This is a genomic window from Tunturiibacter empetritectus (assembly GCF_013410875.1).
In the GTDB taxonomy this organism is placed as follows: Bacteria; Acidobacteriota; Terriglobia; order Terriglobales; family Acidobacteriaceae; genus Edaphobacter; species Edaphobacter empetritectus.
Map to the genome: position 1 here is coordinate 432,000 of NZ_JACCCU010000001.1, position 14,067 is coordinate 446,066.

Annotated in this window: 10 protein-coding genes; 6 read left to right on the forward strand and 4 right to left on the reverse strand. The window is 57.3% G+C overall.

Going from position 1 to position 14,067, the window contains the following annotated elements; genetic code table 11:
• Positions 1-89: 89 nt before the first annotated feature.
• From rnc to HDF08_RS01855, 5 genes are all read left to right on the forward strand, one after another.
• The gene (gene rnc, locus HDF08_RS01835) at positions 90-920 is read left to right on the forward strand and encodes a ribonuclease III (protein WP_179636736.1); all 831 of its coding nucleotides are present in this window, start codon (positions 90-92) and stop codon (positions 918-920) included.
• Complete coding sequence (gene lepB / locus HDF08_RS01840; protein WP_179636737.1) at positions 917-1,798, forward strand: signal peptidase I; 882 nt, start codon at positions 917-919, stop codon at positions 1,796-1,798. Before rnc ends, lepB begins: the two co-directional genes overlap by 4 nt.
• 58 nt (positions 1,799-1,856) lie before the next feature.
• Positions 1,857-3,539, forward strand: coding sequence for an energy transducer TonB (locus tag HDF08_RS01845; RefSeq protein WP_179636738.1), 1,683 nt, complete (start codon positions 1,857-1,859; stop codon positions 3,537-3,539).
• 127 nt (positions 3,540-3,666) lie between these two features.
• Complete coding sequence (locus HDF08_RS01850; RefSeq protein ID WP_179636739.1) at positions 3,667-5,079, forward strand: sigma 54-interacting transcriptional regulator; 1,413 nt, start codon at positions 3,667-3,669, stop codon at positions 5,077-5,079.
• Positions 5,080-5,273: 194 nt separating this feature from the next.
• Positions 5,274-5,558 (forward strand): hypothetical protein, encoded by a 285-nt coding sequence (locus tag HDF08_RS01855; RefSeq protein WP_179636741.1) that lies wholly within the window; start codon positions 5,274-5,276, stop codon positions 5,556-5,558.
• 163 nt (positions 5,559-5,721) lie between these two features.
• Here the strand turns inward: HDF08_RS01855 and HDF08_RS01860 are convergent, their stop codons facing one another.
• The 4 genes from HDF08_RS01860 to HDF08_RS01875 all read right to left on the reverse strand — a co-directional run bounded on the left by HDF08_RS01860 (position 5,722) and on the right by HDF08_RS01875 (position 12,814).
• Complete coding sequence (locus HDF08_RS01860) at positions 5,722-7,872, reverse strand: HlyD family efflux transporter periplasmic adaptor subunit (RefSeq protein WP_179636743.1); 2,151 nt, start codon at positions 7,870-7,872, stop codon at positions 5,722-5,724.
• Complete coding sequence (locus tag HDF08_RS01865; RefSeq protein ID WP_179636745.1) at positions 7,869-8,771, reverse strand: efflux RND transporter periplasmic adaptor subunit; 903 nt, start codon at positions 8,769-8,771, stop codon at positions 7,869-7,871. Before HDF08_RS01865 ends, HDF08_RS01860 begins: the two co-directional genes overlap by 4 nt.
• A gap of 8 nt (positions 8,772-8,779) precedes the next feature.
• A complete protein-coding gene (locus tag HDF08_RS01870; protein ID WP_179636747.1) occupies positions 8,780-11,170 on the reverse strand; it encodes a GAF domain-containing protein in 2,391 nt (796 codons plus the stop codon).
• 204 nt (positions 11,171-11,374) lie between these two features.
• A complete protein-coding gene (locus HDF08_RS01875; protein WP_179636749.1) occupies positions 11,375-12,814 on the reverse strand; it encodes a trypsin-like peptidase domain-containing protein in 1,440 nt (479 codons plus the stop codon).
• Between the two features lie 489 nt (positions 12,815-13,303).
• Between HDF08_RS01875 and HDF08_RS01880 the strand changes: the two genes are divergently transcribed.
• The gene (locus HDF08_RS01880) at positions 13,304-13,984 is read left to right on the forward strand and encodes a GNAT family N-acetyltransferase (protein ID WP_179636750.1); all 681 of its coding nucleotides are present in this window, start codon (positions 13,304-13,306) and stop codon (positions 13,982-13,984) included.
• Positions 13,985-14,067: the final 83 nt, after the last annotated feature.

The window sequence follows — 14,067 nt, forward strand, 5'->3', positions numbered from 1 at the left end:
CTGAAAAACCGCTTCATTCCTTTACCAACGAGCGTCTACCCCTTAGCACGGGACCATCTCGGTCCGGTAAAGTAGAGCAGGGAAGTTCTATGACGACGCGTCACAAAAAGCCCGGACGATCGCACCCGAACGCCGCCCCCCCGGCCCTGTTCGATCACATCTTCCAGCGTCCCGAACTCCTCACCTGGGCTCTCACTCACCGTTCGCTTGCCTATGAGACCAGCCCTGAGACTCTCCCTGACCCCGCCGCCGACAACGAGCAGCTTGAGTTCGTCGGCGATGCCGTTCTCGGTCTCGCCGTCGCCGAAGCTCTCTTCCGTCGCTTCCCAGCCTCTCGCGAGGGCGAACTCACCCGCCTCCGCGCCTCCCTCGTCAGCCGCAGCCACCTCGGCGAGGTAGCCGCCCGCATCGACCTCGGCTCGCTCCTCCGTCTCGGACGCGGCGAAGAACAAAGCGGCGGCCGCAAGAAGCCCGCGCTCCTGGCCAACGCCCTTGAAGCCGTCATCGCAGCCCTCTATCTCGACGGAGGCCTTGACGCCGCCCGCGCCTTCATCGAAAGACACATCATCGAGCCCGCTCTCCCCGACCTCAACCTCGCCCTTCAGGGTAGCAAGACCTTCAGCGGCGCCATCGGCGACCACAAATCCGCCCTGCAGGAGCATCTGCAAGCCACCGGCGCAGGCCAGCCCCAGTACGTTCTCACCGACCAGAGCGGACCCGACCATCAGAAGCGCTTTCGCGTCGAAGTCCGCATCGAAGACAAATCCGGCGTCTCCCGTGCACTAGCCGAATCCGAAGGCTCCACCAAGAAACAAGCCCAGCAAGCCGCAGCCCGCCTGGCATTCGAGCGTCTTGTCGCCGAAGCCCGCCTCGTAGCAGAAGCCGCCGCTCTGGAAGTAACCGCGGAGGTGGTCGAATGACCCAGCCCGCCGTCGCCTCCAGCCGTCCCGGAACCCACAGCTCTTCCGACACGTCCGGCACCCCACAGGCCCGTCCGCCGCTACCCAGCCACCCTTTAACCCACCGGCATCACTTAGCCCACCACGACAGGCCCAGCGTCTTCACCGCCCTCCAATCTCTTCTGCACCTCATCGTCATTGCCATCTTCATCATTACCTTCTGCGTACAGCCCTTCCGCATCCCCTCCGAATCCATGGAGTCCACCCTCCTCGTCGGCGACTTCCTCCTCGTCGACAAGCAGGCCGTGGCACCCGACGGCGCCGGCACCCTCCTTCCCACTGCCGCCATTCACCGCGGCGACGTCATCGTCTTTCACGATCCCGTCGACGCCACCCTCCACCTCGTCAAGCGCGTCATTGGACTCCCCGGCGACCATCTCCGCCTCCGCGATGGCCGCGTCTACATCAACGGACACGCCCTCACTGAGCCTTACGCCGTCTACCGCCCCAGCCCACCAGACAACTTCCGCGACAACTTCCCCCGTCTCCAGAGTGCCGACCCAGAGATCGACTCCCACTGGTGGATCCGCATGCGCTCCCTCATCGAAAACAACGAGCTCATCATCCCCATCGGCAACTACTTTGTCCTCGGCGACAACCGCAACGACAGCGAAGACAGCCGCTACTGGGGCTTCGTCCCCCGCGAAGCCATCGTAGGCAAACCCCTGCTCATCTACTTCTCCCTTCAGCCCCACGAAGCCGACGACACCGACGGCTACGGAGGCAACGACGCCAGCATAGCCCAATCCGCCACCGCCACCACTCGCCGTCACCCCGGCAAAATAGACTCCGTAGTCGACTTCGCCCGCTGGGGCCGCACCTTCCAGGTCGTCCGCTAGCCGTGTGGATCGTCTCATATTGCTTTTTCACGCTTGCCAAAGCGTGTAAAGTTCAGCAATGCGAAAGAGACTAGTAGCAGCGGTGATGGTGGCGGCTGTGGTGTGCCCCGTCACAATGCGAGCTGAAGATCTAACTGCAAAAGTGAAGAAGGCAGTAGAGCAAAATACATTGGATCAGCCAGGGACTAAGCCATTTCACCTGAAGGCTGTGCTAGCACCAAGCTTCGAGCGAGACAAAGCATCAGGACGAACAGGTGAAGTAGAGATTTGGTGGGCCGGACCTGGCAGGTGGCGGAGAGAGGTAAAGTCTCCGGAGTTCCACCAGATCGAGATCGTGAACGATGGGAAAGACCGGCAGAAAAATAAAGGCGAATACTTTCCGGAATGGCTGCGCGAAACAGCCGTGGCGCTGGTCAAACCGGTGCCCGACCTGGAGAGGCTGCTCGCAAATGTGAGAACGGGAGAAGAGAAGACTCTCGTCGGACAAACACACATCAGTTGGGTCGAGATGGGAAGCGACGGGGTTGTCTCGAAGGGAATTGGAGCGGGGATCTATCTCGGTGCAAGCGGTGTGTCTTTTGTAAGCGGACTAGGATACGAGGCGGGCCTTCAAGACGTAGCCGATTTTCACGGGCGGAGTATCGCCCGCAAGGTTACGTCAGGTGGCAGCGGAGCCGAGGTCACCGCGAAGGTTATCTTGCTCGAAGACTTGAAAGACACAACACCGCAGCTCTTCGATATAGGAACAAGCGCTGGTGATCCCATCTTGCAGACAAGAGTGGTCGACGAACTAGCGATGCGAAAGAATCTCCTCCCGCAGAATATTGCTGAATGGCCGCCGCTGGAGCAAGGTCCCTTGGAAGGTGTATTGATGGCGAAAGTAGTTATCGATCGCGAAGGCACGATCCGAGATATCGGCAGCGTTCTTAGCGACAACCCAGGACTCAATGACTCGGCTCGTCAGCGAATCACGAATATGAACTTCAAGCCGTATGTCTTCGATGGATTGCCGGTTCAGGTTGTAACAACAGTCACGATCCCGTTCAAGACCGTGCGACCCACCGGAGTAGAGAGCTTCGAGACTGCGCGAACCTACTTTGATCGTGGCAGGAAGGCTAGTTTTCCCGCCGCGGGATCTGGTCCGTCGTATGTGGTTCGAGCGGAGTTCAAGATTCGCGGAAGTTCAGGCAATTTGGAAACTGGAAACTATACCGACACATGGGTGAGCGCCACTCAGTGGCGGCGCGAAGCGGCGCTGGGTGCCAGCCGCGTCGTGCGTAGCCGGAATGGCGATAAGCGCTATCTGCTTACGGAGGGTCCAATGGCAGGACTCCTGCGGATCGTTCTAGTAGACATGGAGCCAATACCGGCCGACGACACATTCGTCGAGTCAGACTGGAGGATCAAGCGCGACACAATTGACGGGAACCCAACCATCCGGGTGGCGAGAGGATACGAGAGCCCCGACGGCATACCAGACGCAAAGCAGTTCAATGGCTATTGGTTCGATCAGATAGGGCAACTAGTAAAGACCTATGGGAATGGGTTAGAGACGCGAAGAATGAACTTTAGCGACTTCAACGGTATAAAGGTAGCGCGAAGGGTGGATGTGCTGGATGGAGGCAAGCTCGCAATGCGGATCGACGTCAACGACCTGGGCCCCGTCGGGACGGTTGACTCAGGCATGTTCGTACTGAAGGGACACGAGTGGGTGAGGCAGTTTACCGCCGAGGTGCGCTGAACTCCGGGAACCTTCAAGTCGCCCAATAAGTCAGAGCCATGATCAAGGCACAGTTCACAAGATAAATTCCGAAATCGTCGCAGCTTTGCTGTAATGTCGAATCAACTCTTTCCAACTGAGGCTGTACGTGGCAAAGATTGCAACGGCAGAAGGACCCCATGACGGACTAAAGCTGCTCTTTGCAACCAGCGATGACGCGGCTCTTCTTGATATCGGCCAGGAGCTGGCACCGGCGTTCTTCATCCGCATGGCTCCCGATTCAGTAGCCCTCTTCCAAAGCCTCGCCGAGCAAGCCCCCGAGATCGTCGTCATCGATCTCGACACGATCGTCCCCAACGGCACCGACGTCTTTGCCTACATCGAATCCGTGCGTGCTGCCGCGCCGCAGATTCTATGCCTCGCCATCTCGCGCACCCCTCTGCGAAACGCCCGTCAGCGTACAAAAAAAGCTGGCGGAGACGAGTTCCTCCTCGCGCCGGTAGACTTTCCCGAACTCCGGGAGTACCTCCTGGAGGCAGGTGCCCGCCATCGCGAGCGGCTCGAAGCAAACCAGCTTCGCAGCGAGATCGCGCGCAAGAGCACCTTCTGCGAGATGATCGGCGCCAGCGAAGCCATGCAGCGTGTCTATGACATCCTCCGCCGCGTAGCAGCGAGCAACAGCACCGTCATGCTGCGCGGAGAGAGCGGCACCGGGAAAGAACTCGCAGCTCGCGCCATCGTCTCCTTAAGCCCCCGCCGCAATCAGCCCATAATCAGCGTCAACTGCGCCGCTCTCCCCGAGACCCTGATGGAGTCCGAGCTCTTCGGCCACGAAAAAGGATCCTTCACCGGTGCTCACGCCACCCATCCCGGACAGATTGAGTTAGCCGACGGCGGGACATTATTCCTCGACGAGATCGGCTCACTCAGCCTGCCGCTCCAGAGCAAGCTGCTCCGCGTGCTTCAGGAGAGGGTCGTCCAGCGAATCGGCGGCAAAAGTCCGCGGAAGATAGACTTCAGACTGATCGCCGCGACCAACGACGACCTCGACCAGATGGTGAAAAGGGGTCAGTTCCGCGAAGACCTCTACTACCGGATCTGCGTCATCCCTGTCTTCCTTCCGCCCTTGAGGGAGCGCACAGGAGATGTGCCTCTCCTGCTGGACCACTATCTCAGGATGTATTGCACCGCAGGGGATCTGCCGCAGAAGCGCTTTTCGCCCGAGGCCTTGCAGGTGCTCGAGACCAGCACCTGGCCGGGGAACGTAAGAGAACTGGAAAATCTGGCCCAGCGTCTGGCCCTCATGGTCGATGGCGATCTGATTGAAGTTCAGCATCTCCCCGACAAAGTGCTGTACGAGAATAAGGCCAAGCAGGATGAGATCCTGGTCCCTGCCGACGGCCTCGATCTCGACGATGAGTTAGCCCGTATCGAAGTCGCCTATCTGACGGCGGCCCTGCGCAGGGCTGGCACTAAGAACGGAGCCGCCGCCCTGTTGCAGATCTCCAAGGAAAAGATGAAGTATCTCTGTCGCAAATATCAGCTCAGTCAGGAGGGTTAAAATTTAACCCTAGCCAGGTTAAATTTGCCCCCAGGCTCAGGCTATTGGAGACATAGAAGACAGCAGCAGAGCAGGAGACCCCACAAAATCACCCTGTTTTCGCATGGAACGAGCTCATTAGCGTTTGGCACGGGGATTGCAACGATGTATGGCAACAGCAACTAGCTGATTCAGACATTCGGAGGAAACACATCATGGCTATCCAGAAGAAATCATTGATCAGCAACCTCGAATCAACCAAGAAGTCTGCCCCAGCCACCAAGAGCGCCAAGTCAGACGTTTCCGTATCGAACGCTCCAGTCGCCAGCCGCGTCATGCTGGCAAAGAAGGCCGCTGGCGGCGTCTCCCTGTCCAAGCAAGCTCACCTGTCCAAACAGATCTCGCTGTCCAAGCAAGCTCACCTGTCCAAGCAGATCTCGCTTTCCAAGCAAGCCCACCTGTCCAAAGTGGCTCTCTCCAAGAGAGCAGTGGACTTTTAGAAGCAGATATCTGCCAATTGGGCCTCTCCATCCAGATGTGATTGCACGCTTTGCGGTTCTTTAGGGCTGTGATGTTTCTTTGGAAGTTCGTTCTTGGTTCTCTTGCCGAAGTACGTAAAGGAGGAAGAGTTAAGGCTCTTCCTCCTTCTCGTTAAGCTCTCCCTCACCAGATCTTCCGATCAAAAAACTCCCGTACCTCTTTGCCCATGAGCCCCATCACGCTTCGACTTCGCACCGCAATCTTTGCAGTTCCAGTCATCCCATCGTGCAGAGTCCCATCGTTGGGTATCAACGCATCGGCCACGTAGTACTTCAGAATGTCTCCCTCTTTGCCCTTCTTGATTCCCTCGAGCGCAGGCGCCAAAACCTCCGGTGCCGGCTGCATATCCTCAACGCGAGTGTATGCCGGCGAGAATCGTCCATCCACCAGCAGATGAACCTTGGCTCCGTTCCGCACCCGTGGCACTGCATATTCCACGACGAACATGCGAACCCGCATCTGTTCGGTCTCGCCAATCTCTGCAATCGCCGCTCCCGCATCCAGGTAGGTGCCCGCAAGATCCCGCAGATGCGGCGTCATCACCGTACCCGCCACCGGCGCACTCGGAGCAAGTTGGGCAGTCTCCTCCTCTGCAATGGTTCGCTCTACTCCCGCGCGGGTATGCTCCTGGGACACAGCCCCGAGATCGGCTTGCGTAAGTTGAGCCTGCACCCGTTTCACCCCGGTAAGTGCAAAGTCCTCCTGCGACCTTGTACGCCCGGCATCTACCTGCGCATTTTGCATTCTGACCAATGGCTCGCCTGCCGCAACACTCTGTCCCTCAGCAACCAGAACCTCCGCAACCCGGCCAGGAACAATCGTTCTCACCACCTCACGCCGGCTTGGCTCCAGAACAAACCTGGCGCTCACCGTCTCATGCAAAACCGGCGCAAACAAAACAACAAGGAGAACAGCCGCAGCCACACTCAAGCGAGTAGCGGTGATCCACGATCGAACCCGGTCTTTTTTATCCAGATACACGGTTTGTGAGAACCTCAGAAAGATGCGAATACGCGAGCGGAAGATGACCATACCCAACGCCAGGGCAGGCAGAAACGCCCAGTCGGGACTGTACTTCAGAAAAACGTTATGGCTGAAACGTATCACGGTGTAGAGAAGGCTGTAGCTATAAACGCCAGAGAGAATGGCGTACGCAAGATAGCCGAAACGCCTGCGCTTGGGCACATACTCTACCTCGACCGGAAGCCGGAAGATCCTCCCCCTGACCAAACCCGAGAGATACGCCGTCGACTTCTCCTTGATATCCGAGAAGCCAATCACCTCAGAAAAAGCGTAGTAGCCATCCAGCTTGATCAGCGGATTCATATTCACAACGATCACCGCGACACCAGTCAACAGCATGATCTTGTAAGCAAGGTCGTGCGCATCGCTTCCCGCAGGGGTACCCCACCACACGATCGTCGCAAAAGCACAGAAGATCATCTCCACCCATATCCCGGCGATGATCGTAACCAGACGTTGCCAGCGGTTTGCGTAAACCCAGGCCTCACTGACATCCACAAAAAATGCCGGAGTCAGAAAGATAAGATGAAAGCCCATCGCGTGGACCTCCGCTCCGTAGTGCTTGCAGGTCAGCCCATGCGCAGACTCATGGAAGAAGCCCAGTATTAAAAACAGAATCCAGAACTCCGCAAGATCGCCCGCGCTCTTCTCCGTGAACGTATAGAACTGAACCGTATCTCGATCAATCTGGCTCCAGTTAGCGATGAACAAAGTCATCATGAACCCAAACAGAAGCAGCGTGAGTGCCGTAAACCATCGCGAGTAAATCCATCGCGAATAAGGATAGATCCAATTGAAGTACCGGTCAGGATCCCACGCCGAAAACTGCATGTGTGAGATGTCGCCCCACTTCGATTTGCGATGCGTATGTTGATGCCGGCTGCTTTCAAGCTTCTGCTGCAGCGCAATATTCTTTTCCAGCGGCGTCTTGTACCAGAAGTCAGCGTCGTCCAGGCCGCCGGCAAACTCCTTCAGATCATCCGTGCTGTAGACCACGTTATAGAGCTCTGCATGGGCCTTAGCTACGTCTTCGTACGCGCGTGTTCCATCGAACAACTCCACAATTCGCCACTGCTCCAGGCTGAACCGAAAGATCTTGTCCGTGCCGCGGATGAGGGCAACAATAATCGGATTGCCATCCTCAATATTTTCGCGGAACACCAGCGCAGGGTCCAGCTTCGGATGCGCGGTCCGGCTTCTGCGTGCAGGCAGATCGGGCAGCGCAGCGTTGAATGCTTCGGCGAGATTCATCTCGCAATCCGTACCGAGGCAACCGTGCCCGGGATCAGGCCCGGCAGCCTGCTCTTCAACACCGCAGTCACCTCAATCGTGCCGCTGCCCGGGTCGACGACAGGACTCACATGCGTCACCGTCGCAGCGGTCGTCTGCTGGAACTCAGGCGTTGCCGATACGGTAACCAAATCCCCACGCTTCAACAGAACTGCCTCTGCCCCGGGCAGAGTGAATCGGACCTCGAGGGGAGACGCGCCCATGACCCGAAAAAGCTTATCTCCGGTCGTTACATATTGGCCAAGCCGCACATAGCGTTGCGCCACCACCCCTTTGAAAGGCGCTACGAATCTTGTCTTCTCCAACTCCAAATCGATGGACTGCAGGTTAGCCTTCGCGCTCAGCATCTCCCCGCGCTGCCGCTCCACTTCAAACTGGCTCGCGGCAACCTCGTAGCGGCTGTGGTCATACGCCTCCTGGGTTGTGATTCCTTCTTTATGCATCGCCTCCGCCCGGCGCATATCGGTCTCACGAACCTGCAGCTCAGACTGCCAGTTCTTCAGGTCTGCTTCAAGACTCTCGACCTTATATCTAGCCGTATTGCGATCCGCCTCCAACTGGCGCGCATCCAGACCGGCCAGCAACTGACCCTTCTGCACCACCGTGTCTACGTCCACAGGAAGCATCACGATCACCCCGGATCGAAGAGCCACAATATCCAGTTGTTGCTCCAGCGTAATCGGGCCGCTGACCACGAGCTCGTGCGGCGGTGGCACTCTCTTAGTCAGCTGAGACTTCGCCGTCTCCGTGCTGTGCGCTACTTGAACCGGCGCGGCGTGCAGCTGCGCCTTACTCGGAGCGCAACCAAGACTCACCAACAAACCAGCCGCCGCAATCATCACCGCAAAAAGACGCTTCATCCTGATCCTCACCAGCTAAACCAACTCCAAAGCTTGGACCATATCCAGAGAGCCGAATCACGAAACAGCACATAGCCCAACGGGCGCATCCCCACTCGAATCTTTCCAAGGCCCTGCATCCCTGGCCTCAGATCACCCGCCGGATTGGGTACCGCTACTCTCGCAAAAAAGACATGGCTGTCGCCTTCAGCTTTGCCCGATGGACTGATCACACTAACCGTCCCGCTAAACGTCGCGGTCGGGAACGACTCCAGTTTGATATTGGTCGGCGCACCCGTCTTCAGAAGCTCGACATCCCGTTCCGGCACAGCGACATCTACCACTACGTTCTCCGTGCTGACCAACTCCACCAGAGGGTCTCCGCTCGAGAGTTTCTTTCCGACAAGATCTTCGACATGCGGCGTCGCAACAACCCCCGCTATCTCTGCATGGACCGTCGTTCGCGAGAGTCTATCGCTCAAGCGGGTCACCTCGCCATGCAGATAGTCCGACTCAAGCTGACGTTGCCCCGCCACCGTTGCATCGTTATCGATCAGAGCGCGAGTCATCTGTGCCATAGCCGTGTTGTACTTCGCCTGTGCCGCAGCCAGACTCGCCCGCTGACCCCAATCCGTCATCTGAAGCAGCGGAGTTCCAGGTTGTACTGGATCTCCCTCATGCACGAAAACTCGCTGCACAACACTATCCTCTTCTGCGTGAACATATTGCGTCTGTGCTGGGCTCACCTGCGCTTGTCCGACAACTCGCATCGGAAACGGCACCAGGATCAACGCAAGTAACACGGCAGCGCACGACGTCAAAATCAGTGCGCGTCGGCGCCTCTCAATCGCCATAAAGCGACGTCTTTTTTCAATCAAAGGCTCGAGTATGCCGATAAATGGAACTTCCTTATAGAGCGAAGCATTACGCAACGCCAGAGTCGCCTGGCTCGCCAGAATCTTGATGATTTCAAAGTGCAGCGTAGTCAGAAAATCGGGGTCGGAGCTCTCAAACGAAAGAATTCCCAGTGTGCCTTCGTCATCTCCAAGAGGGATGGCGTAAAAACTGCGCGACCCGGTCGTCTCAAAATAACGGAGAAACTTCTCGCGCGTCTCGGGCCGCGGATCGCTGATCTCCTCCTCATGTTGCGTGACATAAACCTCCGTCCCCAATCCCGCCACCCAGCGCAGCAGGCCGTTGAGCGTCTCGGCCTCCGGGCTGGAAAGATCGAGCTTCGTCACGCCGGAGATAGCCTGCACGGTCACCCTGTTTCTCTGTTCCAGGGCAATCGCGGCGCGCTCATACGGAATCACAAGCTGCGGCTGATTCACGATGGCCTGCAGGACCCGCTGCAGATTCAGCGTGGAGGTGATCTCCTGACTCACGCTCACCAGTGTCTGAAGAATCTCAATCTTTCGTTCTGCCTGCAAAAGGGAGGAGTTGTGCAGCGCCTGCGCAGCCGACTCAGCCACCTGAGTCAACGTAAAGAGGTCGTCATCACTAAAGACAAACTCCGGGTCATAGCTGACTACCTCGAGCACGCCAGTTAAACTCTCATCCTTCACCAAAGGCGCAGCCATCAACGAAGTAGCCGCAACGTCTGTCGATCGCAGATTCCGCTGTTGCAGTGCATCGTCCTCAGCCTGCAGCAGCACCGCTTCGCCAGTTTCACCGGCATCTCCAACGATGCCCCCGCCGGCCACCTGGCGATCACCCACTCCTGCCGCAGAATCCTCCCCCGCCTGTTGGATCAGCATCAAGTCGTCCTGATCGACCATCCACAAATTCACCGCGGAAGCCCCCACCAGATCCTGCACCTTCGAGCAGATCACAGGAAGCAACTCCTGCATCTCAAGCGTCGCGTTGAACACTTTTTCGATGTCGTAAAGCTGCGTAAGTCGAAGCACAGAAGAGAGGCCGGCGCTTCGCTCCGACTCATAAAGCAAAGCTGTGCCGAGGGCAACGGCTGCACAATCGGCCATCTCCACGATGGTTGCAAGCACATCCTCCGTGGGCGGTTCAGAGAAACTAACCACCTCAACGCACCCCAGTAACTGCTCCTCAAGTAAGACAGGAATATAAGTCAGAGAACGAAAGCTCTGACGAATATCAAGATGCGCAAAGTCTTCCCGGCTCAACTCCTCGGCGCTGAACTGCAGCACAATGCGCTCCGTCGCCACAGCGCCCAGGCCTCCTGAATTCAGTGCAATGCCATGCCGATCGGCGGACACCTCACCAACGGCAGCCTTCAACATCCAGATCGATCGCCTCTCGTCGAGGAGATACACCAGAACGGAAGACTCCGGCAGCAGCTTGGAGATGCCGAGCGACAAAAGTCGCGCACGTGGACCGCTCTCCAACTCCGCCAGAAGGGAGATCGAAAATCTTTCAAGCAGAGACGCGCGGGCCGGATCGTTCAACCTAAGTCCCCAGGAAAACCATGTCGAATATTTCGCTAAATCTTATCCTGTCGCGCACCACCGTGTTACGTTTTCTTTTTGTGAGACGAGACCTCCTCCGAACCTCGCACCATGACTCTTCTCCCGTACATGCAACGGAATGCAAGGTGGCTCAAAATCCCGGGATCCAAATGAGCAGCTAGCGTAACGATCCGTCATATCCCGCTACTCCACCTCAAAGGCCACATACTGCAAGACCCCCTGGCGTTCCACCTCTAACGCCACCGACTCGCCCGGTTTGAAGTTCGCAAGCTGCTGCCGCAACTCCTCCGAGCTATTTAGCTCCCTCCCGTTAAGCGAACGGACCACGTCACCCACCTCAAGTGTGGCGAGAGTAGCAGGCTCTCCCGCCAGAACGCCGGCCACGACAACTCCACGCTTCGAGCGCAGTCCAGGCAGCGCCGCAGCGATAAAGTCGTTGAGGTCAATCACAAAGATGCCGAGAGAGGGAATCAGATCCTTCTTCGGATTCGTCAGATCCGACAAGCTATCTACCATTGGCAGCGAATCAACCGGATTTACCGACAGTGTGACCGGTTTGCCCCCGCGTAAAATCTCAACCCGAAGCGGAGCTCCTCGCTGGTGCACATAAAGAAAAGCCGTGTACTTCGGAAACGAGTCGATCGGAACGCCATCGATCTTCTCTACAAGATCGCCGGCCTTTATCCCCGCGTTCGCGGCCGGCCCTCCTGCATCCACGTCAGAGAAGATCACCCCATGATCCTGAGGCAGCTTCAAGCCCGCCGCAAGGTCCGGACTGATCGCCTGGGCATGCGCTCCAATCGAAACCGAAGGCACAAATCCGTTCGCCTTCAACTCGTGATACACAAACCGAACCACAGGTTCAGGAATCGCAAATCCCAGGCCCTCGCTTCCGCCCCCGGAGCTATAAATGAATGTATTGATCCCAATTAAATTGCCATCGCGATCGATCAGCGGCCCGCCGCTATTGCCCGGATTGATCGGCGCATCGGTCTGCACGTACACCATCGGGCGATCCAGCTCAGGCTGTCTTCCCACCGCACTGATGATCCCCTTGGTGATCGTATGGTCCAGCCCCTGTGGCGATCCAATCGCAATCACCGTCTGTCCTAAACGAACATGAAATGCCTCCGGCAGTACAATCGCAGGCAGGTCATGCGCTTCAATCTTGATGACCGCAAGATCAGCGTATCGATTCGTGCCGATCAATTTAGCTTCGTACACGCGCTGGGGATTAGCCAATTGCGTGTGCCCTGTTATCAGCTCCACGGTCGTCGGTGCAACGATCACGCGAATCCGCAGCGCACCCGTTACAACGTGGTTGTTGGTGACAATATAGCCATCCGGATCGACGATAACTCCCGACCCGATCACGCGCTGTCGTTGCATCGCCGTCGGATCTTCCTCGTCCTCTTTGCTCTCCGGCTTTCCAAAGCCGGTGACTTCTATCTGCACCACCGAGCGCATCGCGTGTTCGGCAACCTCATCAATCGCCTGGTCGTACTCCCGTAAAATCGCCGACTTGTCTCCGGAAGTAACCGTCGTATCTGGACTCTGGCCAGATGCAGGCAACGATACCAAAAGCAGCAAAAGAGCAGAGACCATCGAGAGTGCGACTTTCATGCAAGACTCCTCTACGCGAGCTGACGTCTACAAATCTACAACCACTGCATACCCCCCCCAAATCAAGGCCACGTCTTACCCATACAATTTCGCTCTTCCGAAAATGCCAATCTCTGGGGAATCACCGGGCCTTGCCAGACTACTCCGGCAATCCACGTTGAGGCTGAATTACTTCGTATTCCCTTCGCGCGATCTCTATCTCCTCACGGCTCCCTAACCAGCACATTGAGTCGAACATCGGTTCTCGGTTAGGATTTGAAGGTAGCTAACGGAGGATGTTGCGATGAGTTCGTCAACTGAGTCGATGTCTTGGGTGGATCGCTGGTGGCCGCTGTTGGTCATTCTCTTTGGAGTGATCTTCGTTATAGTTTTGGTCGGCTTTCACCCGACCAACTAGAAGATGGGTACGGCGTAAGCCGTGCCTCTTTTCCCTTCGCACTCTCTCCAGCCGGACCCAAAGCCCGCAGGCCTCACTGCTATCATGTTCCGGTGTCTGAGCACCCTCTCAACCTGGAAGACTGGAAGCCCGCACGCCTGCCTCAACCCGTCGTGCTGGAGGGTCGATGGGTTCGACTTGAACCGCTCGTAACCGCTCAGCACGGCCAAGCAATCTGGTCGGCCGTCAACGGCCACGACTCCGTCTGGATGTGGCTGGGCGACGGCCCTTACCTACGCGAAGAGGACCTTCTTCAGGCTCTTCGCGCCAAAGAAAACGACAGCGTCTCCCGCTTCTTCGCCATCCTCCCGAAGCAGCCTTCTGGGCAAACCGAAAGTGCCGCCGGCTATGCCAGCCTCATGCGCATCGACGCACCCAACGGCGTCATCGAAGTTGGCAACATCCTCTTCTCTCCGCAACTGCAAAGAACCCGCGCGGCCACCGAGACCATCTATCTTATGGCCCGATACGCCTTCGAGGAGTTGGGCTATCGACGCTACGAGTGGAAGTGCAACGCGCTCAATCTGCCATCGCGACGGGCAGCGGAACGCTTCGGATTCACCTTCGAGGGCATCTTCCGTCAGCACATGGTCATAAAAAAGCGCAGCCGCGACTCCGCCTGGTACTCCATGCTCGACACGGAGTGGCCCGATCGCAAGCGCGCCTTTGAACGCTGGCTTGATCCCGCAAACTTCAACGCAGACGGACGCCAGATCACCCAGCTGACCACGTAAGCCGCACCCACAATTAACCAAAGGAATTTCGAATCAACTTACCTAAAAGAACTCTGCAGAGGCAAGGTTGACAGGGTTCTTCA